This window comes from Shimia abyssi, from assembly GCF_003014475.1.
Taxonomy (GTDB): domain Bacteria; phylum Pseudomonadota; class Alphaproteobacteria; order Rhodobacterales; family Rhodobacteraceae; genus Shimia; species Shimia abyssi.
The window spans coordinates 197,945-223,734 of the sequence record NZ_PYGJ01000002.1; the positions used below are offsets into that span (position 1 = coordinate 197,945).

Annotated in this window: 24 protein-coding genes; 2 read left to right on the plus strand and 22 right to left on the minus strand. The window is 55.5% G+C overall.

All coding sequences use genetic code 11. The features are described 5' to 3' along the window. Positions 1-57: 57 nt before the first annotated feature. The 6 genes from CLV88_RS04980 to dctP form a co-directional block, all read right to left on the minus strand. Positions 58-972 carry a dihydrodipicolinate synthase family protein gene (locus tag CLV88_RS04980; protein ID WP_106607277.1) on the minus strand — a complete coding sequence of 305 codons (915 nt, stop codon included), beginning with the start codon at positions 970-972 and terminating at the stop codon, positions 58-60. Further along, on the minus strand, positions 969-2,117 hold the full coding sequence (locus CLV88_RS04985) for a mandelate racemase/muconate lactonizing enzyme family protein (RefSeq protein WP_165798812.1): 1,149 nt from the start codon (positions 2,115-2,117) through the stop codon (positions 969-971). The genes CLV88_RS04980 and CLV88_RS04985 overlap by 4 nt, the downstream gene beginning before the upstream one ends. Positions 2,118-2,148: 31 nt before the next feature. Next, complete coding sequence (locus tag CLV88_RS04990; protein WP_106607279.1) at positions 2,149-3,414, minus strand: FAD-dependent oxidoreductase; 1,266 nt, start codon at positions 3,412-3,414, stop codon at positions 2,149-2,151. A gap of 148 nt (positions 3,415-3,562) precedes the next feature. Then, positions 3,563-4,855, minus strand: coding sequence for a TRAP transporter large permease (locus CLV88_RS04995; protein WP_106607280.1), 1,293 nt, complete (start codon positions 4,853-4,855; stop codon positions 3,563-3,565). Continuing rightward, a complete protein-coding gene (locus CLV88_RS05000) occupies positions 4,849-5,436 on the minus strand; it encodes a TRAP transporter small permease (RefSeq protein WP_106607281.1) in 588 nt (195 codons plus the stop codon). The genes CLV88_RS04995 and CLV88_RS05000 overlap by 7 nt, the downstream gene beginning before the upstream one ends. 81 nt (positions 5,437-5,517) lie before the next feature. Beyond that, on the minus strand, positions 5,518-6,519 hold the full coding sequence (dctP, locus tag CLV88_RS05005; RefSeq protein WP_106607282.1) for a TRAP transporter substrate-binding protein DctP: 1,002 nt from the start codon (positions 6,517-6,519) through the stop codon (positions 5,518-5,520). A gap of 195 nt (positions 6,520-6,714) precedes the next feature. Here dctP and CLV88_RS05010 point away from each other — a divergent pair, with 195 nt between their 5' ends. After that, positions 6,715-7,725, plus strand: coding sequence for a LacI family DNA-binding transcriptional regulator (locus tag CLV88_RS05010; protein ID WP_106607283.1), 1,011 nt, complete (start codon positions 6,715-6,717; stop codon positions 7,723-7,725). Positions 7,726-7,944: 219 nt separating this feature from the next. Here the strand turns inward: CLV88_RS05010 and CLV88_RS05015 are convergent, their stop codons facing one another. From CLV88_RS05015 to CLV88_RS05050, 8 genes are all read right to left on the minus strand, one after another. Then, complete coding sequence (locus CLV88_RS05015; RefSeq protein ID WP_106607284.1) at positions 7,945-8,859, minus strand: dihydrodipicolinate synthase family protein; 915 nt, start codon at positions 8,857-8,859, stop codon at positions 7,945-7,947. A gap of 18 nt (positions 8,860-8,877) precedes the next feature. Further along, complete coding sequence (locus tag CLV88_RS05020) at positions 8,878-10,383, minus strand: aldehyde dehydrogenase (NADP(+)) (protein WP_106607285.1); 1,506 nt, start codon at positions 10,381-10,383, stop codon at positions 8,878-8,880. A 12-nt stretch (positions 10,384-10,395) separates the two neighbouring features. Then, entirely contained in the window at positions 10,396-11,544 is a 1,149-nt protein-coding gene (locus CLV88_RS05025) for a fumarylacetoacetate hydrolase family protein (protein WP_106607286.1), read from the minus strand. 38 nt (positions 11,545-11,582) lie between these two features. Then, positions 11,583-12,248 (minus strand): RraA family protein, encoded by a 666-nt coding sequence (locus CLV88_RS05030; protein ID WP_106607287.1) that lies wholly within the window; start codon positions 12,246-12,248, stop codon positions 11,583-11,585. Between the two features lie 33 nt (positions 12,249-12,281). Further along, a complete protein-coding gene (locus CLV88_RS05035) occupies positions 12,282-13,010 on the minus strand; it encodes an SDR family NAD(P)-dependent oxidoreductase (protein WP_106607586.1) in 729 nt (242 codons plus the stop codon). Positions 13,011-13,179: 169 nt separating this feature from the next. Beyond that, the gene (locus tag CLV88_RS05040; protein ID WP_106607288.1) at positions 13,180-14,022 is read right to left on the minus strand and encodes a fumarylacetoacetate hydrolase family protein; all 843 of its coding nucleotides are present in this window, start codon (positions 14,020-14,022) and stop codon (positions 13,180-13,182) included. Positions 14,023-14,034: 12 nt separating this feature from the next. Then, a complete protein-coding gene (locus CLV88_RS05045) occupies positions 14,035-14,781 on the minus strand; it encodes an SDR family oxidoreductase (protein ID WP_106607289.1) in 747 nt (248 codons plus the stop codon). Positions 14,782-14,806: 25 nt separating this feature from the next. Next, on the minus strand, positions 14,807-15,979 hold the full coding sequence (locus tag CLV88_RS05050; protein WP_106607290.1) for a pyridoxal phosphate-dependent aminotransferase: 1,173 nt from the start codon (positions 15,977-15,979) through the stop codon (positions 14,807-14,809). A gap of 110 nt (positions 15,980-16,089) precedes the next feature. Here CLV88_RS05050 and CLV88_RS05055 point away from each other — a divergent pair, with 110 nt between their 5' ends. Beyond that, on the plus strand, positions 16,090-16,515 hold the full coding sequence (locus tag CLV88_RS05055; protein ID WP_106607291.1) for an Lrp/AsnC family transcriptional regulator: 426 nt from the start codon (positions 16,090-16,092) through the stop codon (positions 16,513-16,515). Positions 16,516-17,202: 687 nt separating this feature from the next. Here the strand turns inward: CLV88_RS05055 and CLV88_RS05060 are convergent. The 8 genes from CLV88_RS05060 to CLV88_RS05095 form a co-directional block, all read right to left on the minus strand. Continuing rightward, positions 17,203-18,204, minus strand: coding sequence for an ABC transporter permease (locus CLV88_RS05060; RefSeq protein WP_106607292.1), 1,002 nt, complete (start codon positions 18,202-18,204; stop codon positions 17,203-17,205). 11 nt (positions 18,205-18,215) lie between these two features. Continuing rightward, on the minus strand, positions 18,216-18,971 hold the full coding sequence (locus tag CLV88_RS05065; RefSeq protein ID WP_106607293.1) for an ATP-binding cassette domain-containing protein: 756 nt from the start codon (positions 18,969-18,971) through the stop codon (positions 18,216-18,218). A gap of 14 nt (positions 18,972-18,985) precedes the next feature. Continuing rightward, positions 18,986-20,203 carry an ROK family transcriptional regulator gene (locus CLV88_RS05070; RefSeq protein WP_106607294.1) on the minus strand — a complete coding sequence of 406 codons (1,218 nt, stop codon included), beginning with the start codon at positions 20,201-20,203 and terminating at the stop codon, positions 18,986-18,988. A 78-nt stretch (positions 20,204-20,281) separates the two neighbouring features. Further along, entirely contained in the window at positions 20,282-20,926 is a 645-nt protein-coding gene (locus tag CLV88_RS05075) for a nucleoside/nucleotide kinase family protein (RefSeq protein WP_165798814.1), read from the minus strand. Then, positions 20,919-21,737, minus strand: a complete 819-nt coding sequence (locus tag CLV88_RS05080; RefSeq protein WP_207797018.1) for a PfkB family carbohydrate kinase — start codon at positions 21,735-21,737, stop codon at positions 20,919-20,921. Before CLV88_RS05080 ends, CLV88_RS05075 begins: the two co-directional genes overlap by 8 nt. A 26-nt stretch (positions 21,738-21,763) precedes the next feature. Beyond that, the gene (gene fba / locus CLV88_RS05085; RefSeq protein WP_106607297.1) at positions 21,764-22,837 is read right to left on the minus strand and encodes a class II fructose-bisphosphate aldolase; all 1,074 of its coding nucleotides are present in this window, start codon (positions 22,835-22,837) and stop codon (positions 21,764-21,766) included. 10 nt (positions 22,838-22,847) lie between these two features. Continuing rightward, positions 22,848-24,335 carry a family 43 glycosylhydrolase gene (locus CLV88_RS05090; RefSeq protein ID WP_106607298.1) on the minus strand — a complete coding sequence of 496 codons (1,488 nt, stop codon included), beginning with the start codon at positions 24,333-24,335 and terminating at the stop codon, positions 22,848-22,850. Positions 24,336-24,413: 78 nt separating this feature from the next. Beyond that, positions 24,414-25,490 (minus strand): sugar ABC transporter substrate-binding protein, encoded by a 1,077-nt coding sequence (locus CLV88_RS05095; RefSeq protein ID WP_106607299.1) that lies wholly within the window; start codon positions 25,488-25,490, stop codon positions 24,414-24,416. Positions 25,491-25,790 lie beyond the last annotated feature (300 nt).

Below are 25,790 nucleotides of genomic sequence, written 5' to 3' on the forward strand. Positions count from 1 at the left end.
ACTTTCTTCTTTTGGTGTCTGGGCCATTGTTTATGGCGGGTGATGTTGCGGAATATCTCAATTCAACGGTCCCAAGTGTTTCGAGAACCGGCGGATGCATGCTGCGCCGAAATCAGTCGCTGGCAATGAGGGTTCTCGGCTGCCGCCAAGCTCAATTCCCAAACGCGCTGCGGCCAGCATCTTTCCATAGGTCAGGAAATGTGGAATTCCCTGCATGATAAAGCAGAGAACCGGCAATAGATCGGCATATAGCTTATCGGCCCGCTCTTCGGTCCCAGCAGTGAATTCAGCGAAAATTTCGCTGGTCTTATCTACCGTATCAATCGCCGGGATCAGCCCACTGGCACCCGCGCGCAGGTTGTCAGGTAATTCCAGTCCGCACCGACCATTGAAAAGCATCACGCTATCCCCGAGCTCTGACGCGACAGACTCAAGATTGACGGCGTTGCATTCCAGTTTCGCGATGGTGAAATTTTCGTGGTCATTCGCAAGCGCGATCAAGCTCTGGTTACTTAGTCCGAAGCCAAGGAACTCCGGCGCGTTCTGAATCCCAACCGGGCAATCGACCGCCGAGATAATCTCGGAGAAAAAGCCCGCCAGCTTTGCATCGTCCATTTTCTGCGAGGGAGGCTGGAGCATCAGTGCCGACACGCCGCTTTGAATTGCTCGCTTCGAAAACTCAATCTGCTCGGTGATCGTATCGCCATAGACGGTCGCCAAGAGCGGTTTGCGTCCTTCAATGCGCTCCGCGACGACTTCAAGGACCTCGATGCGCTCATCGAATGTCAGCTTCGAGACCTCCGTACCCAGCCCCAGAATCGCAACTCCGGCAGCCTGGGTGCCCAAAGCCGCATCCACCTGACGCCGAAACGGATCCTGGCGCAATACACCGCGATCGTCAAAGAACGCATAGAGCATTGGATAAATGCCGGGCGATACGACCGCAGATGAATTGTCTTGCAATGCTATCATGTTACCTCCAAACCATTCTTCTTGTCGTAGGCTTCTGCGGCCCGACCAACGGCGTCCTCGTTCAGGGTAAATCCAAGACCAGGGGCGGACATGACCGGAATTTTCCCGACATTTGGCGCCAGATCCGGGCTTTCGACGATGTCCTCTTGCAGGAGTTGCCACATGATCTGATTGCCATCATCCAAATTCGGAACACCCGACGCAGCTTGTATCGAGGCGCAGGTGGTAATTCCGGTCTCCCAAACACCGTGAATACACACGTTGATGTCGAATACCTGAGCTATCGCAGCGACGCGGCGGAACCCAAGAATACCTCCAGTTTCGTGCAGACCCACAGTCAGCAGGCTTGCCGCACCGCTGGAGCACATCGAGTGAGCCTCCTCTAGTGTGTACACGGACTGGTCGGCGGCAATTGGGACTGAGCAGGATTGTTTCAATGCCTTCAATGCCGGAACGCCGGCAATCGCCGACACCGGCTGTTCAACCATCTCGAGATCATACTTGGCGAGCTTATTGATCATCACCTGGGCCTCCATCAAGTCCCAGGCCTCATTCGGGTCGATCCGAAGTCGCTTGTTGCCAATTGCCTTTCTGACAGCTTCGACATTGGCCATATCTTTATCGTTGGTGTATCCGGCCTTGAGGTAAATCACTTCAAAGCCGTCCGACGCCAACTGACCGGCATGTGCTGCAACCTCTTCCGTACTGTCTCCCTGGACAAACCCCATGAAACTCACCGTGTCATGGATCTTCCCACCCAACAGGGCATGAACCGGCAGATCCAACGATTTGCCAAGTGCATCCCAAAGGGCCAATTCAACACCTGCAAACGCAAAATTGCCTATTCTTGGATGAGATTGGCTGGCATAGTGATGTCCAAAATTTTGCGTAAAGAGCTGTTTCATCAAATCGGTGATCTGAGTGATGGGCTGCCCTATCAGGACCGTTTTAGCGGTTAGTAAGAGCGCATGGATCGCCTCTGGGGACGTCATCGTCGGGGCGGTTTCGCCGTAGCCGACGACGCCCGCATCCGTTTCGACCTCAATCAGGATTGTTGTTTGACCAAGATTCTTGCCCATGGCCCAGACATAGGGCGTCTTGAACTTGGAAAAGAGCCGTGTGAGGCGAATATCTTTTATTTTCATGACCTTGTCTTCCATTAGGTTTATCTTCTGTCTAGTGTGATCGAGTTACTGCATAGCTGGATGCGTCCAAGGCTGTTGGCTTGCCCATGATGAGGTCAGCAAGCAACTCTGCCGACCCGGTGGCGAGGGTCCAACCCAGATGGCCGTGCCCGGTATTGACCCAAAGCCCCTTGCTGGATGCTTCGCCGATATAGGGCAAACCGTCAGCACTCATCGGGCGGAATCCAGTCCACGGCTCGCGCTTGCAGCCGTCAAGCGTCTGCGCAAGGTTGGGGTAAACGGATTTGGTCAGGCGATCGAGTTGCCGGATTATTTTGGGGCTTAGAGTGTCGTCATGCCCGGCGAACTCGGCAATTCCAACAGCGCGCAATTTGCCATTTATTGGAACAATCCCGACATGCATCCCTTCGTCGATAACGGGATACGAAGGCAGGTCGTTGACGCCGGTTGTATCGTATGTGACCGAGTACCCTTTCACGGGGCGCACCAAGATTGATCTTGCGTCGTTTGCAGCCAATTTTCTTGTATTGGCCCCAAGGGCCAGAATGGTATTCTTCGCCCGAATATCTCCGATTGTTGTACGCGCGCCGATGACCTTTTCGCCTGACATCAGCAGTTCATTGGCTTGGCAACTAACATGTATTATCTGACCGGAAGCGACGAGGTCATCGCGGAGGATTTGACAGAATTTTCGCGATTCCGCCACCACATCAGCGGAAAAACGAATTCCGCCTGCCAGCTGCGGGGCCAGCGCTTGAAGGTGCGGCTCAGCCTCAACAGTTTGATCAGGCGTTAGTGCCTCCCAATCTAGCCCAACCTCACTGAGGTGACGATTGGATCTGATCTGGGCTTCCAGACCTGGTTGGTCGCGGTAGATTTTGATGGTGCCACATTTTTTGGCTTCGAATTGGTCTGCGTATCCTTTGTAGTATTCCTCAAAGACATCCATGGAAAAGAGCGCCAGTTCGAGCAATCGGCGGGTATGGAGTTCGTGCAGATGCGGCTTTGAGTTCTTGAGAAATTGCAGGCCCCATTTGAACAGGGACGGGATAGCTTTCGGCTTGATCCGCACTGCGGAATTTTGTGTCACGATTGACCTCAAAAGCGTGGACAATATCCCTGGCGAATTCCATGGCATAGTTTGTGAAGGCACCAGCATCGCACCGTTTGCAAAGTTGGCACCAAGACCGACATCCTCGTTGGCCTCCACCAGCACGACCGAGCAGCCGCGTTTGGCCAATCGGTGGGCCGTTGTGATGCCAATCAGCCCACCGCCGATTATGAGCGCGTCCGCCATCACGACTTGTCCGTGATATGAGCGTGGGCAGCGAAATCAAAATTGGCTTTCGGAGCCAGAATTTCAGCAACGACAACCGTCGCCCGGTTTGAAGGAACAGAGTTTTGCATACCAACTTCTTTCTATTCTGGCTGGTGTTTTCGTGTTGCTAGGAGCCGAAGAACATGTTCGGCAACCAAAGAGCGATCCCAGGGATAAATGTGGTGATCAGCAAAGTTGGCAGCCAAGCAAACACGATGAAAATCAGTGTCGGCCAGATCAGTTGTCGGACAGGCACGTCTGTCACTTGCGATCCGAGATACAGAAGCGGTGCCGTTGGCGGCGTGATGTTGCCCATGCCAAGATTGACACCAAGAACGGCGGCAAAGTGGATTGGATCCATTCCAGCTCCAACAGCGATGGGTAGCAGAAGCGATGCGCTCAGGATGATTCCGCTGATATCGTCCATCAGCATACCAATCAGAAGCATGACCAGATTGAGCATCAGGAAAATCATTATTGGGTTATCTGAAATGGAATAGATCAGATCCTCGGCGAGACCGGGAATATCTTCGAAAATCAGGAAGCGACTGGCGATTAAGACTGTGAAGATCATGACCATGACCACGCCGATCGTGATCGCCGAGTGTTTCATACTTTCATAGAAGGTTTTGAGTGTCAGGCCGCGGTAGACGAAGAAGCCCACCGGAATGGCATAAATTACGGCGACGCCAGCGGCTTCGGTGGGCGTCATGATGCCACCATAAATGCCGCCCAGAATGATCAGTGGCATCAGGATCGCCGGTGTTGCGATGGCTGTCTTACCAGCAAGTGCACGGAAGAAACGTTCCGGAACTTCGGTAACCAGAATCTCGGTATCCTTCCGAAGGATCACGAAATTCACGATGATCAACAGGGTCATAAGGATCAGTCCTGGTACGACCGTTGCGAGGAAACACTCAAGAACGTTCAACTGACCGACCCAAGCATAGAGCAACTGTGCGCCGCTTGGCGGAATCAATAGGCCTAGAGGACTCGCACTGATTACCAATGCGCCGGAAATGCCTGCGGGATACCGTGCCTTGCGCAGATGCGGCATGATGATCGAGCCGATGCAGGTCAATGTGGCGGCACCGCTGCCCGAGATTGCGCCGAACATCGCACTGGCCACGACCGAGGCAGCAGTTAGCCCGCCGCGGAGATGGCCGAACATAAGCTCTGCAATCTCGACAATCGGCTTTGCAATTTTGCCCCGCTGCATAATATCGCCAGCCATGATGAAAAGAGGAATGGCCAGCAGGATAACTGAATTCATCTTCCAGTGGCCCGTCGCGAAGAACCCAGAGACATCGTACCCTCCGGTATAGGCCAGAAGGATCAGCACACCGCCAAAGGCCAATGGAACCGAGACGCCGATTGCCAGCAGGACGCAGATAAGGATTATGGCGATGAGGATTACCATGTCACAACCTCCTCTTCATCGGGCTCTGCCCGTCGCGCATTCTCCATGGCCTCGGCATATCGATCGGGGCCCACTCGCAGCATCAGGAAGATCGACAAGGCGCTGTAGAACGCCATAAACACGAACCCCACGAAAATTCCAAAGCGTGGAACAATAAACGGAATCTTCAGGGCGATGGTGGTTTTCCATTCAGGATATGCCGCGATCTCATCCGCAATCATCAGCCAGGCCCAGTAAACAAGTACCAGCGTTATGGACAGCTCGATGATCTGGATCACGAGCTTGCGAAGCCACAGCAGTGTTGAATTTTCGGTGACTGTATCAAGAAGATCAGCGTTGATCTGCTTGTCGTAGTAAGTGCCAAGCGCACTGCCCAGAAAGAAGACCCAGAAGCAGATCGGCATGAGCCATTCTTCGTAGGCAAAAAGATCGCGTTCCAGAATGTACCGGAACAACACGACAAAGAAGAACGTTATCGGCAGTATCGGAAGCGCGACCGCGACCAGGACTGACTTTATCCGAACCATCAGCCGAACGAACCGGCTCAGACCGGGTGGCAATGCATCTTCAAATAGTACCATCGAAAGTTCACTCCCCGTTAAGAGGGGGATGCCAGACAATCACGGCATCCCCAATTAATGAGCAACCAAAGAAAATCTTGGTTACTTGGCGGTCAGCTCGTCGATAAGGTCCTGCCCAACCAAGTCCGCCAGTTCCGGCCAGACTTTTTCCTGGATGTGGGCAACCATCGCAGCGCGCTCTTCAGGGCTGTACTCAAGAATTTCCCAGCCAGCTTCCTTCAGCTTTTCGACGAAGCCTTGATTGCGGTCCCAGGATGTGTTGATCGCAACGTTGGCGGCTCTCTCGGCGGCAGCCCGGATAACGTCGCGCTGTTCCTGGTTCAACTTCTCCCAGGACTTGCCACTGGCATAGAATGATGACGCTTCGATAGCCGTGTTCACGGGAATAAAGTATTTCCCCACGCCGGCGGCCGCGAAGGTCGAATAGGCCCATTCCGGCGTACAGCAGATCGCTCCGTCGATGACGCCAGATTGAAGCGCTGGCAGAACCTCCGCCCAGTTCATCGTTGTCGTCCGATACCCGAGGCTTTCGGTGGTCTTTTTGGCGACCTCTGAACTCCAGACGCGGATGTTCACGCCCTTATCACCGAAACCGGCATAATCGGTAGGTTTTTCGTTCGCGACAATACCGACCAACCCTTCACCGGTATTGGCAAGATAGACCAGCCCCAGGTCGTCCATGATCCCGGCCAGGATCTGGTTAAACTTGGAGTCCGGGTTGCCGTAGACCGCTTTCAATTCGTCAAAAGTCGTCACCAACCCTGGCAGGTTCATGACTTCCAGCCGAGGATCGGCCTGAGCGTAGATGAACGCTTGTACAAGGTCGATATTGCCGCGTTGGGCATCCTCGATCAGTTCTTCGCCGGATCCCAACTGTGAGGCCGGGAAATAGGAGATTTTCACGCCTACGTCTGCGTCTTCAATCTCTTTGATCATGTTTTCGACAATCTCGTGGCCGAAGTGGTTGACTGGATAGGTCCCGGCCAATTTCAGCCTGACCGTGTCGGCAAGGGCTGTTGTTGCAAGTAGGCCTGACAACGCCAGCCCCGAGATTATACCGAATGCATATTTTTTGAGTTTCATGTTCGTATCCCTGTTGTGAATTCGTTTGGCTCCGAATGCTTGGGTAGTTCTGCATGGGAGTCACGCAAAGTTAATCGATTAACTTTTACAAATCAAATTAAATCGATTAACTCTGACTTCTCATGGGCAACTTGCCCGAAAGAACGTTGGAAATTACTACCCTAGGCAACCATAACCATAGGAAAAATAATAAGAATGCAGAAGCCGACCCTTAGTCAAATCGCAAAACAGTTAGGACTTTCCACTGCAACTGTTTCTTTGGCGATGAAGGAAAACAGCCGAATCTCGGACCAGACGCGCGCCAGGGTCAAAGAAGCGCTGCGCGAATCTGGCTATGTCTATCAGCGTTCCGCGGCAGGATTGAGGAAGTCAAAGACTGACACGGTGGGTATCGTGCTTAACAACGTGTCCGACCCGTCCTTCAGCGAGATTCTGGGAGCGATTGAAGGTGAACTTGCCAAAGTAGGAAAAACGGTCTTCCTGTGCAATACGGATGAAAAAGTGGAGAGACAATCCGAATTCATCAGGAAAATGTCTGAGTACAATGCAGATGGCATCGTCCTGGTTCCTGCGATTGGAACTCAGGCGACCGACCTGGAAGAGATGAAGAAATTCAGCCCCCCAATAGTGTGTGTCTCGCGAGAGATCAGTGGCTATCCCATCGATTCAGTCGTGGCTGATGAGACACTTGCGGGTTACACGGCGGCAAAACATCTGCTTAACCTTGGTCACAGACGCATTGCCGCTGTTGGCGGCACAGTCAATATTTCCCCATTTAACCGTCGCATGAAAGGCATCAGGCAAGCATTTGACGAAGCGGGTCAAGAGTTCGATCGTGCGCTTGTTTTCGAATGCCGCCCTGTTCGTGCTCAGGGATACGAAGCAGCGGCGAGAATTCTGGATGTCGAAGATCCGCCGACTGCTGCCATCGGATATAATGCTATCGTCACCCTTGGACTGAAAGCCGGTTTGCAGAGGTTGGGAAAAAAAATCGGAGAAGATTTCTCGTTGATCGCGAACGAGGGGATCGATGAGTTGCAACACACCAATCCGCCGCTGAGTACGACAAGCATTGATCTGCAAGAGATGGGGAGAGTTGTCATTCAACATCTGCTAAGCCGTATCTCGGATCCGACAGCGCCAACTAAACTCACTCTCGTCCCGACAGAATTGATCCTGACTGATAGCGTTAGCTCACATCGTTAAAGTATGTCGCGTTCTATCGTATTGATTTCGACCAAGTGCAGTATACGGTCTCGTTGGGTTGAGAAGAATGTGGGAGCGGCCTATGTCGCGAACGTGAAAATCACCGGCTCCTCCCGCAAGGCACCAATCCAAGAACTGTTCTCATCATGCCATAGTTGGCCGAGCGGGGCAGTTGCGGCCTATGTTTTTGGTTCAACGATGCAACCGCCCAGTCTTACTTCACTTGCCCCAGGACAGGACGAGCGGATCAATCGGCCGAAGAATATCCAAGAGCCCCGCAAGGGTCTCAGGATGCAACGGTGCAATCGGGTGGCGGCAGCAGTCGGAATTGATCACCCCCCCCTCCATCATCGCGGCCTTTGAGGCGCGCCAAAGGCACTGGCGGTTTTCGAAGTTGATCACCGGCAGCACCTGACGGTAGACTTCGGATGCACCTTCGCGGTTGCCTTCGGCGTGCAAAGCCAGAATGGGCTTGATCTTGTCGGGAATTGTGGCAGAGGTCATGGTGCCAGTAGCTCCGGCATCCAAGTCGGCCATCAATGTGATACCTTCTTCACCGTCGAAGGGGCCTTGAATCGCGTCACCGCCTGCAGCAATAAGCTCGCGCAGCTTACCGGTTGCCGGAATGCACTCGATCTTAAAGAGCTTCACCATCTCGATTTCGCGGGCCATCCTGACCAGAAGCGGCACAGTCAGATCATTGCCGGCCATCGGCGCATCCTGCACCATGATCGGGATGCCCACCTCGCCGACCGCTTCAAACTGCTGAAAAATTTGCTCCGGCGTCCCCCGCAGCGTTGTCCCGTGATAGGGGGGCATCAGCATCACCATGCTGGCGCCAAGCGATTTCGCGAGACGCGCGCGCTCCACCGCAATCTGGGTTGCGAAGTGGCTGACAGTCACGATCACCGGCACCCGGTGCGCCACATGTTCCAGCGACAATCGAGTCAGCACTTCGCGCTCTTCATCAGACAGCACAAACTGCTCGGAGTAATTCGCAAGGATGCAGATGCCATCGACGCCCGCATCGATCATGAAGTCGAGCACGCGCTTCATACCCTCAAGGTCGAGTGTTCCATCGTCATGAAAAGGGGTCGGGGCAACCGGCCAGATGCCTTTGTACATTTTAGCCATAATATTATCCTTGGACGTTCATTTCAGATCTTGAGGCAGCAGTGCCTCTGGCATGTTTTGAAAGCATACAGGCCGAAGGAAACGTCGGATCGACAGAGTACCCACCGAGGTCGCACCAAAATTTGTCGAGGCCGGATAGGGGCCGCCATGGACCATCGTGTCAGATACTTCGACGCCGGTCGGAAAGCCGTTGACCAAAACTCGCCCCGCCTTGCGCTCAAGGATTGGCATCAAGGCCTGCGCCTGGGCGGTGTCGTCTTCACTCATATGGACGGTGCAGGTCAGCTGCCCTTTAAGTCCCTTCGCAACAGCAGTCATTTCGGCCGCATCTTCTGCTTCGACAACCAGGCCCAGCGGACCGAAGACTTCCTCGGCCAACGCATCATTTGCCAACCACTCACGCGCAGTGACGCGGAAAAGGTACGGCGTTGCATTGCGCAGGACGCAGGTGGTGGTGAGGATTCCCTGCACGCTGGAATTGGCGCGGATCCGGTCGCGCCCATCGCGATAGGCTGCGGCGATCCCGTCAGTCAGCATTGTCTGCGCGCCAACCTGCTCCAATGCCTTGGTAGCTGCCGCAACAAAACGTTCGGCATCTGCGCCCGACTGCACGACGGCAATCCCTGGATTGGTGCAGAACTGGCCGGCTCCCATAGTCAAGGAGCCGGACCAGCCCTCGCCCATTGCCTCAGCACGGGAGGAGAGAGATCGTGGCAGCAGGAACATCGGATTGACTGAGCCAAGTTCGCCAAAGAACGGGATAGGCTCTTCGCGGGATGCGCACAGATCGAACAGGGCCCGCCCGCCACCCAGCGAACCGGTAAAGCCAACCGCCCTAACCAATGGATGCTGAACCAGCGCAGCTCCTACGTTCCGCTTGTCTCCTTGGATCAGGTTGAACACGCCAGGGTGCAGATCCATCGCCTTCACGGCCTTGTCGATGGCTTGAGCCACCAGCTCCCCCGTTCCCGGGTGCGCTGAGTGGCCTTTGACCACTACGGGGCAGCCTGCGGCCAATGCTGCTGCGGTGTCACCCCCTGCGGTCGAGAAGGCCAGTGGAAAATTCGAAGCACCAAAGACCGCAACCGGGCCAATGGGCCGCTGAACCATATACAGCTCAGGCCGCGGCAGCGGCTGCCGGTCAGGCAAGGCGCTGTCATGGCGACGGTCCAGATAATCGCCTTTCAGGATATGCTCTGCGAACAAGCGCAGCTGGCCGACAGTCCGACCGCGCTCACCGGTCAAGCGAGCCTCGGGCAAACCTGTCTCCTGGCTTCCGATCTCAGTGATTTCATCTCCAAGGGCGTCAATTTCATCTGCAATCCGGTGCAGGAACGCAGCACGTTTTTCCACGCCAGAGTAGCCATAGGACCAGAAAGCCTCTTCAGCCGCCTCACAGGCACGTCCGACAAGATCCACCGTTCCGACAGCAAAGTTATGGGCGGAGCCGTGAGCAGGCTGTGATGAAAAAGTGCTGGCGCTGCCTAGCCATTCGCCGGCAATCAGATGTTTTCCGTTTAGCATGAGTGTCTCCGTTCAGAGCAGGCCACGGCGGGCCAAATTGCGCATCAGATGCGAGGCTGCGAAGTCCCAGGGCGGGCATTCGGTAGAAAGGCGCACGGTATTGACCAAAGCACCCAGATCAGAGTTTGAAATGGTCACGACGTCGCCCATTTTGTGCGTGAAACCACCCCCGGGGTGATCACGGTCCTGGGTTGGAGCGAAAAGGGTTCCCATCATCAGCATGAAACCATCGGGATACTGGTGGTGCGCACCATAAGCCTGCCCAACCAGGTCAAGCGGGTCGCGGCTGATCTCGGCCATTGTGCTGTGACCGTCCATCACAAAGCCATCCTCCCCGGTAACCCGCAAATCAAGTTCCGCTTTACGCACATCCGCGATCGAATAGGTTCCATCAAAGAGGCGAATGGCAGGTCCTACCGAGCTGGCAGCATTGTTGTCTTTTGCCTTTCCAAGCAGCAGCGCCGAGCGGCCTTCGACATCGCGAAGGTTCACGTCGTTGCCGAGCGTGGCACCCTTGACCTCACCCCGGCTGTTTATCGCCAGAACCACCTCCGGTTCCGGGTTATTCCAGCGCGACATTGGATGCAGGCCGACGCTTGCACCCCAGCCAACCGAAGACAGCGCTTGAGCCTTGGAGAAAACTTCTGCATCCGGGCCAATTCCGACTTCAAGGTATTGCGACCAGGCTTCCTCGGCGAGAAGCGCGTTCTTCAATTGAATTGCTTGGTCTGACCCGGGAACAATCCCGGTCAGGCTATCGCCTAAAATAGTCTCGCAGCGCCCGCGGATCACCTTGGCCTTGGTAGGATCACCGAGTGCCTGCTCTTCAATCACCCGCTCCAACATTGAGGATACAAAGGTCACGCCACATGCTTTAACTGGCTGCAGATCGCAGGGCGCCAGAAAATAGGGTAATTTAGGATCAGGCCGTTCGACGGAACTCTCCTCGAGCTCGCCCAGCGTGCAAACTGCTTCGCCTGAGGCAGACTTGATCCAGCCCGCCGGATCGTCCTGCTCAAGCAGGTCGCGTACTGTTGCCACTTCACGCGAGGTCACATCGACAATGCATCCGTCGCGCAAGTGGCAAACCGAAGGCCCTGAAACCGCTGGATTCCAGACCCGCAAAACAAAACAGCCCTGGTCAGGCAAACCGATATGCATATTCGTATCTCCAAGTGCTGTTACGCCAGTTTGACCGCTCAGAAGCGCCCGTAGGTCAGGTAGGCTTCTTTCGGATCCGTCCCGCTACGGATAGCCGAGCGGACCTTGTTCTCGGTGTTCATCACTTCCTCGACCTCAACCACGATCTCTTCTGCGATTTCACCTGGGATAAGGATGGCCCCATCAATGTCGGCAATCAGAAAATCCCCGGGCTTAACGACAACGTCACCGATCTGCACAGGGACTTCCATTTTGTCGACCGACCATGCGCCCACCACATCGCGGGCGGTGTAGAAGCGATGGAAAACGGGGAAACCGATGTTACGAATGAAATTGCTGTCCCGACACCCGCCATTGGTCACATATCCGCGCACACCGCGCATCTGGAGCGTCTCGGCAGACAGTTCCCCCATCATCGCGATGTCGTCAGTGTGGCCATTGCAAACTACGACATGGCCAGACGGCGCTGTTGAAAGGAAACCCGTCCAAGCCAGCAGAGCATCATCAGCACTAATCCCAGGTTTTGGTGTTCCTGAAATTGTGAAAACGGGACCAGCAAGAACATGAGTATCGTCAATCGGCCGGATGTCTTTGGGCAGAACAGTATTGTCTATCCCTCTCTCGCGCAGGGCGTCATAAACTGCACCGCTGTAGCATTTTGCAAGGCGTTCGGTGAGAGCGGCTTTTTTGTCATTATCTGTCATGGGTTTTCCTCCAAGTGACTTAATTTACAAGAGTTAGTAGGTGGCCCGGCCGCCAGACAGATCGAATACAGCTCCAGTGGTGAAGGAGTTTTCAGGTGAAACCGCCCAAACGATCATCTTCGCGGCCTCTTCGACCTCCAGGAACCGGCCACGAGGGATTTTGGAAAGCATATAGTCAATGTGCTCCTGGCTCATCTGGTCGAAAATCCGGGTCCGGGCCGCAGCCGGCGTCACGCAGTTTACTGCAATATCGTAGCCAGCCAGTTCCTTGCCCAAGGACTTAGTCAAGCCGATCACCGCGGCCTTGGAAGCCGAATAGGCGGAAGCATTAGGATTGCCGTCTTTGCCTGCGATGGACGCGACATTCAGGATGCGTCCATAGCCTTGCTCTCGCATTCCAGGAACGCAGACGCGGTTCACATAGAATGTGCCGTTCAGGTTAATGTCGATGATCTTGCGCCAAGCTTCGGGATCGTAGGTGTCCAGCGGTTCGTTGGGACCTGCGATCCCAGCACTGTTGATCAAAATCGAAGGAATTCCCGCTGCCTCGCAAGTACGCTTGTAGGCCGCTTCCACCGAAGACAGATCGGTGATATCGCAGTCCACCGCGAAAGCATTGCCGCCCAGAGCAGCCATTGCGTCCCCGTTGCTTGCATCAATGTCCCAGCTGACGACCTTCGCACCTTTTTCGATCAGAAGCCGAGCCGCAGCCAGGCCTATTCCCTGCGCACCGCCGGTTACGATTGCAACTTGGTTTTCCATCACTTTGTCCTCCTGATGAAAATCACGGCTACAGGCAGCCTTCATTCACTGGGCTTGCCTTTTGAGACCGATATGGATGTAGGCCTCGGGAAAAGATGGACCGGGCAACCAATATAGCTGGCCCAGGAACAGCGCCAATGGGGTGAACGGCCTGGCGCCGGGGAGAAGGTCAGCACTGCACAACGTCCTGGCGCTGCACGCCCAGGCCTTCGATGCCGAGTTCCATCTTGTCGCCCGCCTTAAGGTATACGGGCTCAGGCTTGATCCCCATGCCCACACCCGGAGGTGTGCCGGTGGAGATGATGTCGCCTGGCTGCAGGCTCATGAACTGTGACAGGTAAGAGACGATGTGAGCCACCCCGAACACCATTGTGTTCGTGCTTCCGTCCTGGCGGCGCTCTCCGTTCACTTCCAGATACATCGGCAGATTCTGCGGGTCAGAAACCTCGTCGCGGGTCACCAGCCAAGGTCCAATAGGACCGAACGTGTCGGCAGATTTGCCCTTGGTCCACTGCCCTGCGCGCTTGTTCTGGAAATCACGTTCGGAAATGTCGTTGATCACGCAGTAGCCCGCAACATGTTCGAGAGCTTCTGCCTCATCGACATATTTTGCCTCTTTGCCAATTACGACGCCCAGTTCAACTTCCCAGTCGGTGGCCTTCGAGCCGCGGGGGATTTCTACCGTGTCGTTGGGACCGCAAATTGCCGAAGTCGCCTTGGCAAAGATCACCGGCTCCGGCGGCACCTCCAGCCCACTTTCCTCGGCATGGTCGGAGTAATTGAGCCCAATACAGATGAACTTGCCAACACCGCCGACGCAGGGCCCATAACGGTCGACCTCAACGGCAGGCAGCGACGACAGGTCAGCTTCGGCAATGCCGGCCAGGCCTTGATCCGTCAGAACCTCACCGGCAATGTCATCCACCAAGCCGGACAGATCGCGGACAACACCGTCAGCGTCGACGATACCGGGTTTTTCGTGCCCTTTCGGGCCATAACGCAAAAGTTTCATGATAGTCTCCGTTCAGAGGGCCCAGCCGCCGTCGATGATATGGGCCTGGCCCGTGGTGAATCCGCTGGCATCCGAGGCAAGGTAAACTGCAAGCGCTGCAATTTCGTCTGCATCGCCAACGCGCCCCATAGGCTGGCGCGCGATGAATTGCTCCCGCGCCGCCTCGTAATCGCCCGTGGCCCGCAACCGGTCGTGCAGCGATGGGCTATCTACGGTGCCAGGGCAGATCGCATTGCAACGGATGCCTTGGGTTACGTAGTCAGCAGCGATCGCCTTGGTCATGCCGATGACCGCTGCCTTGGACGCGCAATAAACAAAGCGGTTTGGAACGCCCTTCAAGGAGGATGCCACCGAGGACATGTTGATGATCGACCCCTTGCCCTGTTCAAGCATGCCCGGAAGGACTGCCTTACACAGGCGGTACATGGCCTTGGCATTCAGATCGAAGGCAAAGTCCCAATCTTCCTCGGTGCTATCCAGGATGCTGCCGGTATGGACAAATCCAGCGCAATTGAACAGCACATCCAGCCTACCAGCTTCAGGCAGTACCCGCTTGATGTCTTCGGGATCGGTTGCATCCAGTTTCCATGCGGTAATGCCGTCAATCGCATTGAGCTCAGCTAGCGAAGTCTCATTGATGTCTGTGGCAATGACCGAGGCGCCAGCCTGGGCAAAGGCCTCGGCGCTGGCACGCCCGATACCCTGCCCAGCGGCAGTAATCAGCGCGGTTTTACCCTCAAGGCTGAGTTGATACGTCATGTCTTTCCTCCCCGATATTGAGGCATCACTTCGAGAGGAACGGCTCGAGCCGCTTGAAGGCCTCTTCCAGCACTTCTGCCGGCTGCGCGTAGCAGAGCCGCAAATAACCTTCTCCCTGCGGACCGAACGCCACGCCCGGCGCTAGCCCGACCTTGGTCTGCTCAAGGATTTCACCAGCCGCAGCGAAGCTGTCAGTCAGCCCGTCAACTCGGAAGAAGCAGTAGAAAGCACCATCAGGCTCAATGAACTCCACCCGCGAAAAAGCGTTGAGGCGTTCTGCCGTGATTTCGTACCCAGCCTGGATCTTGCTCAGTAGGCTGGCAATTTCTTCCTCACCGTCGCGTAACGCGACAATGCCCGCTTCCTGGACAAAGCCGGCTGTGCAGGACGTGTTGAACTCGGTCAGCTGACCCAGCTTAGCCTCGAACACGGCTGGCGCCGTAATCCAGCCGAGCCGCCATCCGGTCATCGACCAGCACTTTGAAAATGAATTGACGGAGATCAGCAGATCCTCAGGCTCCGCAATAGACAGGAATGACGGCGCATGCCGACCGTGGCGGTAGAGCCGTGTATAGACATCATCAGCAACGATCCAGATGCCATGCCGACGGCAATGTTCCAGAACCCGACGCTGCTCCTCAACCGGCATAGTCCAGCCAGTAGGATTGTTGGGCGAATTGATCACTACTGCCTTGGTGCCCGGGGTCAGCGCTGCGATTAACTCTTCCACGTCCAGCGCCCAGTGAGCCTCCTTCGGCGCAATTGATACGCTTGCGATCTCTGCACCAGTTGCTTTGAAAGCACCGATGATGTTTGGCCAGCCCGGCTCCACTGCGACAACCCGGTCGCCGGGTGTTACAAGAAACTCCGCAGTCAGCATGAGGCCTTGCATACCGGAAGGAGTTACTGTGATCTGCGCCGGCTTCAGGCGGCTGCCCAATAGGTCGTTGCTGTAGGTGCAAATCGCCCGCCGCAGCGGCATCGCGCCATTATTCGGCTGGTACATGTGATTGCCGACCTTGAGCGAGGAAACTGCCGCATCCACGATCAGCGGATTGGTCGGCCAGGCTCCCTCTCCGAACCAGAGCGGCAGGACACCTCCCTGCTTCATTCCAAGTTCCGCAACCTCACGGATCTTAGAGGCTTCCAAAGCCTGCGCACGGGACGAAATCGAATTGAACAGAGCTGCGTTTTCCATAACAGAAATGTCCGTCAATACCGCTAGCTTTGTCGCCTGTTAAAACGATTGAAATCATAGGCAATCTGCCTATAACGTAGACAATCTGCTTTCCGGGAACGGCTTGAAAAATGCGTGATGAGATCGACGAGCAAATTCTTGAGACGCTGCGCCGGGACTCGCGTACTCCAATCACTGAACTGGCCAGGAAGGTGGGACGCTCCCGTACAGCGGTGCAAGCACGGCTAACGAAACTAGAGCAAACGCAGCAAATTCTAGGATACACCATCAAGGAACCCTCGACTGTTGAAACAGGCGGCCTAGGCGCAATTGTCCTGATAAGTATGGAGATCCGCAGTAAGGGAGAAGCAGCGGCACGCGAGTTTGCGAGCATGCCAGAAGTTGCAAGCTGTCTAAGAGTCATAGGAGACCACGACTTCGCGCTGCTCATCAAGCCAATCGAAAAGCCGCGTCTGAATTTCATGTTGGAGCAGATCTATAAAATCGATGGCGTCAAGCGCACCGAAACGATCATGTCACTTTCCAAAGAGTTCTAAACGACTACCGGCTTCTAAGGTTGCTGAATTATACTGGTTTAACCGAGTTGCACACCGATGAATGTCCCCAAACAGAAAGTCGTCTGCGATGCAACAAATAGCGTGCCGCGCCTGCGAGCAGATGCTGTGTCAGCAAACACCCGGAAGGGCAACGGCGGAAAAGTCCCGCATTGTGCCAGTTCAGGCAAGACGCAGTGAAGGGTCAATATTCGAACAAACCGAGCAAAAACCGTTACCGCCAATTCAGCACTCAACTGGACCCGCCCCTATCAGTCTCCCTCTCTGGCCAGCCAGAAAGAAAAAACTGCCACGTCGCGGTTGCCCCAGCCGCACCAAACAGCATCGCCCAAAACAAGTTTCCGTTCACAAGCTCCAAAATTGACCATCCAAAGCACAAAAGCGAGACTGCGACCCGCCGCCATAGCGAAAGAAAAAAGGGCGTTCGTAACTCAAACATGTTCATCGGGGCGTCGCTTTAAGGTTTCGGAAAACGGAAAGTTGGACTCCTGTTACGATAGAGGCGACAGAATGCTCGATCAACTTTCGCCTCTATCCAAGGTTTCGGGTTTCAGTTTCTGCTGAAACAATCGGTTACACGCCGTTGTCGTCGGACCAGCAACTCTGAAGTCCACCTCCTCGGAATCGCGATCTACATCTCAGGCGGCCTCGCCAGACTGTCGGTCGCGGTCACTTCACCACTTCAATCTTGCTGCGGTTTAGAGAAATCGCGATAGCGGCGATCAGCAGCAGGCCTAGGGCAACTTGACTCCAGGACGGCGGAACTCCCGCAATTGTCAGTCCGTTTCGAACGATTGTCAGTGTCAAAGCACCAATTATCGTTTTGACAACGCTGCCGTAACCGCCGGTCAGGGGCGTGCCGCCCAGGGCAACGGCAGCGATGGCGTCGAGTTCCATCATCATTCCGGCCTGGGGGGTAGCCGCCCCGGCGCGCGCAAGATTGACGCAAGCCGCGAGACCAACCATCAGCCCTGCGGCGGCGAAAACTTTGATCTTAAAGGTAGTGACGTTGATGCCGACGAGGCGCAGCACTTTTTCGTTGCCGCCGACGGCGCGAAGCTGCTGGCCGAAGACGGTTTTCTCGTAAAATACCCACATGCCAAAGGCGACGATGGCGGCGATGATGAAGATCGCCGGGAACTTGCCCATCGATAACAACCAGGGTGCCGCGACGGAGGAAATGTTGCCTCCGGAGGCGCCGCTATCGGCCGTGATGTAAATCGAGGTTCCGTCGGACATGATGATGACCAGCGCGCGCACGATGATCAGCATGGCCAATGTGGTGACAAAGGACGGGATCTTCAGAAGCGAAATGATACAGCCGTTGACCATACCGACGAAACCGCCTGCCAGGATACCAAGGATCAGGCCAACGTCTCCGAACCACAGCATTCCCAAAGCGCCGAGAAAGGCCGAAAAGGCAAGGCTGGAGCCGATGGAAATATCAATTGATCCGGTTGTGACGATCATCAACTGGGCAAAGGCCAGAAGTAGAAGAACAGGCGTTTGTTGGGCGATGAAGGTCCAGTTGCGGACAGACATGAATCGGTCGCCAGAGATGGCCCAGAACATCAGGATAACCAGCGCGATGGCGATGAAGGGCACATAATCGCGCAACTTTTCGACCCTTTCGGGCGTGAGGAAAGGCTGGGCTGTAGCTGTATCGGACATGGCGTTTCTCCTCATTCGCCTAAGGTGATGGCTTTGACGAGCCGATCTGATGTGATTTCGTCGCGCTTGAACTCGCGCGATGTGACACCGTGATGGGTGACAATGATCCGGTCTGCCAGACGACGCACCTGGTCGAGATTGTGACTGATCAGGATAAATGACGTGCCATGTTGATCACGGACATCTTCGACCAGCCGCTCAACCTCGGCGGTCTCGTTCGGGCCAAGGGCGGCGGTCGGTTCATCCAGAATAACAATGTCGCTCCCCCAGGCAATCGCGCGACCGATGGCGATGCTTTGCTGCTGCCCACCTGACATTGATGAAATTGGCTGCGACAGGTCCTGAACCGTGGTGACGTTGAGTTGCTCGAGCACCTCTCGCGTCTTCTTACGCATCTTTTTTTCGTCAACAAACAGCCCCCACTTTCGGGGAATACGGCCGAGAAACAGATTGTAGGGGGCAGTCATGTTGGGAACCAGCGCAAGGTCCTGATAAACGACCTCTATCCCGCAGGCCTGCATGTGAGACACGCTGTGGTCCGCCCGTGATACCTCGACGCCCTTGATGCATATGCGCCCGCTATCTGGCACATGCGCGCCAGACACGATCTTGGCCAAGGTCGATTTTCCGGCCCCGTTTCCGCCAACGATTGCGACAACTTCGCCGCGCTTGAGGTCGAATGACCCGTCCCGCATCGCCTGCACGCCGCCGAAGGATTTCGTGACGTGCTCAACCGTCAAAAGCGGTTCCGCGCCTGATCCATTCATTTCCATTCTCCCTGTCACCCCGTATCGTTGGTAGCCTTGTCTTGAGTTTCTCGCGCTGACCCCAAATAGGTCTGTGAAAACACATCCAAAAATGTGCCTTTGAGAACGGTGTCCTCTGTCAGGTTGCTGAGTTCGATCACAACTGAGCGGTACACGCTCGGAAGGACCGCCTTTTCCACTTGGCGTTTGATTGCGTCCAGAAATGGCTCTCCCAACAGCGCATATTCGTCGCCAATTACGATCAGATCGGGGTTGGCGAAATTAATGCAGTTGGTGATGCCCTGGGCGAGGTATCGCGCGACCTTGTTAACTTCTTCCGTCGCTACCGGGTCGCTATCTGCATAGGCCGCGACCACGTCCGAGAATGTGGCTTCTGTGGTTAAACGGGCCGTTGCTCGTTCACGAATGGCACGCAGTAGCGCAATTCGAGACGCGAATATCTCAAGGCAGCCGGTATTTCCGCATTTGCACTGCGGTCCATCGACTTTGATTGACATATGACCCATCTCACCCGCCAGGCCGAGCGCGCCTCGGTAAACTTCGCCGCCAACAACGAGGGCTGAGCCGATGCCTTGCCCAGCGGAGACATAAAGCAAGACTTTCGCCCCATTTTTGTGTGCGGTGTGGCGCCACTCGGTGAGCGCGGCTGCCTTCGCGTCGTGTGTGGAATGCAATGGTATGTTGGGGAAACGCGCCCGAAGCTCAGGGATCAGATCAAAACCCTGCCATTCGGGACTTTCAGTTATCAGAATGACACGCTCATCGCGTTCAAGGAATGGCCCTGGAACCGCAATGCCGATACCATCAATCTGCTGCAAGCCTGCGACCCGCCGTTCCAACGCATCCGCAATATCGCTGAATGTGCTTGCTGCAGGCTGTCCCCGTGGAATGGGGAACTCTTCTGGCTCAACGGGTTCTCCGCGCAGGTTAAAGCCCGCGATTGAGAAGCTGCGTCTTTGCAATCGCAAGCACAGGATATGCCGCCCGCCCGCGGAGAAATCGAGGTTGATCGACCGCCTGCCGCGCCCCCCTTTGACGAGGCCCACTTCTTCAACAATTCCGTCATCAAGTAGCGGGCCAATGGCGCGCGTGACCGTCGCTTGGTCAAGTCCTGAAACGACGCTGATGTCCTTGCGCGAACATGTCCCGAGGTCGTGAAGTGCTTTCAATATGACCTGTCGATTGTGGCCCTGTACGCCTTCAATCGACAATCCTTTTTGTGTCGCCCTCATTGCTCGCACCCTCCAAGTTGCTGATATTTCCAGCATAGTGGGAATTGCTTGCAGACGACAATGAATTGATAGCCGGGATCAATCATCTGCGTGCTCATAGAACAGGATGTCCTCGCGCTGCCGATCATTCCTGATGATCCGAGCATTTGGCATATCGGTGCGATTAATTTTTTCTAGCGCTTCACTTTGCGACCGCCCGCTTCTTTGGTGCCGCACCATAAGTCTCTGGCGGAGCACCTCATCCGGCGTATCAACAAAGATGGACAGGTTGAACGCGTCGCCCGCGGCCCGCCAAGGTTCGGTCTTAGAAAGCACGTAGTTTCCTTCGACAACGTAGACGCCCTCGGTCCCGGAAATTCTGGTCCCTTCAGGTATGGGGTCATGCCTTTGGCGTGAGTACACCGGCCACCAAAGAGAGGTTCTGGCCGCCAATCGCTGAACCGCTGCGACAAAGGCGTCAGCATCGAACGTATCAATTCGGCCTTTCGCGGGGCGTAGCCCCAAAGAGTCCAGTTGCACATTTGTCAGGTGGAACCCGTCCATGGGACAAAAGCAAGCTTGTTCCCCAGCGGCATTAAGATCGCCGACCAATCGCTCTGCAAGGGTGGACTTGCCGGTCGCAGGCGGCCCCGCAATCCCGATCAGGAATGGCGCGCCCTTGCGGCCAAATTGATCCAAAACGGTCTGTAACAATACATCATATGTACGAATGGTCTTAGGCACGCATCCAGCTCCGAGTGCCGGCAAATTCGCAAGATTTCGCGGCGATCCGGTTGGCACCATCTAAGGCCGCAACAAATTCACCGGTTTCGGCGTATGCATGGCAAAACGCGCCGTGAAAGATATCACCAGCACCCATGGTATCCACGGCGGCAACCTCCACCGCCGAAATTTCGCCAGATGTGCCGCCGTCCTGCCAAATGACGCCATTTGCCCCGCGCGTTATGGCCCAACGCGATATCCCGAGATCGTTACACATTTCAGCGAATGCGCGCGGTCCCTCAGGCAAAAATACTTCCGAAACGACGGGCACATCGGCAAGCCGAAGAAAATCAGGCGACCAGTCTTTCCAACTTCCACCGTCCAATATGACCGGGCCATCAAAGGCTCGGATGTTGTCGAAGTTTTGCTCGACAAAGGGGCGTTCGTATTGGTCTAGCTGGATCAGGTCAATGTTGCTGGCGAACAAATCGCGTCCGTCCTTTAGACGGCTGCAATCATCCTGTGCACCGTTGACGATCATTCGGGCACCGAGGCTGCGTGTCGAAACGACCGTCGACAGGGGGATCTGGTAGTCAGAGTCATCGCAAATGTCACACAGATCGACACCGTAGGTGTTCAAGTCATCGGTCACAAAGTCTCGAACAATCCCCTTTGCACCCATAGAGGTAGCCAAGGTTGCATTGCCACCAAGATAAGAAAACACCATAGCCGCGTTCAGTGACGATCCACCGGGTATCAGATCATTTGCCATCGCTTTAGCTTTGCCGTCCGGGCCAGGAAAATCCTCAACCAGGGCGATGATGTCCAGCACGGACCGACCTATGAACAACGCGCGGGTCAAGCCGCGGCAACACGCGGATCAAGCACGCCCTCCGCATAACGCTTGGCCATATCGGCCACCGAAATCGGCTTGATCTTGCGCGCCTGTCCGGCGGCTCCAAACCGTTCAAACCGATCTCGAACCAGCGTCTCAAGTTCTGCCATCGCCGCCAGAATGAAGGCGCGCGGGTCAAAGGCTTGGGGGTTTTCAATAGCAAATCGGCGCATCGCCCCGGACATCGCCATTCGACAGTCCGTATCAATATTGACCTTGCGCACGCCATGCTTGATGCCGCGTTCAATCTCTTCTACGGGTACACCCCATGTTTGCGGCATCTCGCCGCCATATGCATTGATCACGTCTTGCAAATACTGTGGAACGGAACTGGATCCGTGCATCACCAAGTGCGTTTCAGGCAAGCGTTTGTGGATCGCTTCAATCTGGGTCATCGACAGAATGTCGCCATCAGGGGCACGGGTGAACTTGTAAGCGCCGTGAGACGTCCCACATGCAATCGCCAAAGCGTCAACTTTGGTCGCCTTAACAAACGCAGCGGCCTCGTCCGGATCAGTCAAAAGCTGATCTCGATCCATCTTGCCTTCCGCGCCTGATCCGTCTTCTTGTCCGGCTTCGCCTGTCTCCAGTGAGCCAAGCACGCCAAGCTCACCTTCAATTGACGCTCCAATCCAGTGGGCTATCTGCGCCACCCGACCGGTGATATCGACGTTGTGTTCGTAGTCAGCAGGCGTCTTACCATCACCCATCAACGAGCCGTCCATCATGGCCGAGGTAAATCCCGCGCCGATTGCACTCACGCAGGCCTGTTCATTATGGCCATGATCCTGGTGCAGGCAGATGGGATTGTCGGGGTACATCTCGGCCAGTGCCTCTACGATCCCGACAATCATCCTGTCACCAGCATAGACGTTGCGCACATTCAGGCTGGCCTGAAGGATCACTGGCGCGTCACAGGCGCGCGCCGCGTTCATGATCGCCAGACCCTGTTCCATATTCGAAATGTTGAAAGCTGGCACGCCATAGCCGTGCTCAGCGGCATGATCGAGGAGTTGTCGGAGAGTTATCAAGGGCATGTGTTTGGCTTCACTTTCGGAAATTCAGGTCATGAAATGTCGCAGAACCTTCCTGCACAAACAGTCCGCAGGCGTCGGTGTTTGAGATGTCGTAAACCCGGAACGAGGCGACAACCTGCCCGGCAACAAAGCACTCGATAGCAGATCCGTTTCGCAGGATTTGAACGCGGTACCGCCTATCTTCGGGCGTAAAGGCCAGTGGCCGCTCCACCAACGGGCTGTCGATCTCCTGGCTGACTTCGATACCGTGCCGTTCATTCAGAACCAGACTATCCCAGAGGGGATCCATGGCGGCAGGCCAGCGATCAAAAACCACGCGTTCCTTCATCGGCTCGATGGCAAGGCTGTAACCACTGTCGAGGTGATCACCGCCGCGCGGTTCGATCAGAACACCGACAGCTTCAGTGTTGGCGGCGGGTTCAATGACGACATCCAGAAGCACGTCATCCCGATCTGGTCCATCCAGAAACGCATAGGCATAGCTGCCGGTGGCGTCACATTGTGGGCTATATCCGCCAGCCCAATCGCCCAGCATGGGGCGAAGCTGGTGCTCGACAGATGTATCATAGCTGTCATCCACTTCCTGAGGCAGACGGCTGACCAGCGTTCCGTCAGGCAGCGCGGCCAGTTCACGCGGACTGCCCAGTTCGCCGCCCCAGACCCAGCTGCGCTTGGGGCCGTGGTGTTTGCGGAACGGAATCCACGCGAAACTGAACCGACGTTCGCCGTCGCTGGCAGATTTAGCTGCATAGAAGCGGCGCCCATCAAGACTATCGAGCTTGCGGCTTTCCCAAGGCCCTTCGGGAGATCTTGCCACACGGTAAAGTGTCTGCATCCGCTCAGAGTAACGGCTTTCAACCAGATACCACCAATCCCCAAGCTTGAAGATTTCGGGGCATTCCGGGCAATGGGTCAGCATGGACGAGGCCAGCGGCGGACCAACTTCCCAGTGTTCCAGGTCGTTGGAGGTGGCAACCGCTACACAGCCGCGACGAAACTGTGGCCCGTCTTTCAGGCGCGCTGAAATCAGCATCTTGAAGCAACCCGCTTCTTCATCACGGTAGACGAACGGATCGCGCCAATCGACGGTTTCATACCAACGCGGATCGGGCAAGATCAGGGGGTTGCCGCCTGATTTGTCCCAGGTTTTCATATCGGTGGATGTCGCCTTGCAAATGCTCTGCGGCGAGGCGGACTGGCGATTGTAGCCCGTGTAAAAGAAGTGAAAGACGCCTTCGTACTCAATCACCGAGCCGGTCCAAATGCCATCACCATCACATTCACCATGCGCGCCGGGGCCGAACGCGTCGGGCATAACCGTCCAGCTCACCAGATCGTCTGATTGCAAATAGGCCGTTGAGACGCGGGCGCGCTCTACATATTCCCATGCGCCGACGGGGGGCTGGGAAAAGAACAGGTGCCATTTTCCATCATGGTAAAATGGCATGGTATCGCCAGCAGCGGCACCTCGTTCAGGAGCATAGCCGAATAGTCTCATCGCAGACCTCAAAGAAATATGTTGAATGGTAAGCACCCCCGACCAACCGAGTCGGGAGTGCCTCGTGCATGGGAGAGGTTATTGCACGTAGTCCCGCCAGTTTTCCTGCCAGTTGTTGATGAAGCCCACCAGATCAGCGTCCGGATTATGAACTTTGCTGAGGCTGCGCACAGTCTCCGGCGACAGAATACATCCGTTCAGCAAACCGTTTGCATAGGTTTCCACATTGTCCGAGGTGACCGGGATCAAGCCGACCTTCGGCTGCGTGTCCTCGATCGGATGACCATGCAGGTAGTCGTAGAGCTGGATCAACCCGAAGCCGCCAACCATCCAGTGACCGCCGATCGAGAATTCAAGCTCGCCTTCGGCAATGAACTGAGCGACCTGTTCGTCAATGTCCGTGGTGATGACGGCAATATCGTCGCGCCCGGCCTGATCGATAGCGAATTTGCTGCCCAGACCGGCAACCGCGCCAATCACGATAAAGGCGTCCACTTCCCCTAGGGCGAAGCGGGCGATGTATTGTTCGGCATATTTTTGGCCGTTTTCACGGCTCAGCACATCCCATGCTTCTGCCACAACTTCGACGCCACCGGCTTCGAGTTCACGGGCAACACCTTCCCAGATCTCGGTCGCAGAAATGTTGCCCTTCTGGGTCCAGATCATGGCCACTTTCTCGTAACCAAGCTCAACGGTCGCTCGGCCCATGGCTTCACCCCAGGTGGCGTTGTTTTGTGTGACTTGGGCAATGAAATCTTCGCCTTCGTAGTCATCGTCGTAGCTGGAGACGACCAGACGGCCAACAGCAATGCCAGGAATGTCATTGTCTTCGAGAAGGCGTGCAACCTGGATACCCGCAGGCGCAGTCAGGGGGTTGAAGATCAACCCGTCCGGCTGGCTCGCCATGATAGATTCGGCCTGCGAGACATGTTGTTCCTCAGAGTTTTGGTCATCGAACTCTCTCAGTTCCACACCAAGTGCGTCAGCGACGCAACGTTCAAATCGATGGCGATTGATAACCCAAGGGTTAGTTTCAGGTTGGCCAAGATCCGCGATCACCAGATCAGTGCGGGAATGGCTATCTGCGATTGCCGCGCCAGCGAGTGGCAGCAAAGCAGCCGTCGCAAGCAGGGTCTTTAGAAGGTTCTTAGTCATGTTCTCCTCCCTGGAGAGTATTCAGTTTGTAAGGCAATGGTCGAATCAGCCTATTAAATGCGTAACGCAATTAATTGCTTCTCGCAATAAATGTTTGCTCGCACCGCAAACCGGCGGTCGCCGAGGCAGCGTCGGACAAAGCAACTTCGACCAAGAAAGAAGACGTTGGAGCGCTGGATCACTTTGACCCGTGCGCAATCAAGCGTAGCTATTGGTTCGAGCTCAGCGAACGGTAACTTCGTCCCGCAGAGCACCAGTTCCGCCAACTGCCGATTTCGCACTTGTAGCGAAGGTCCGGTC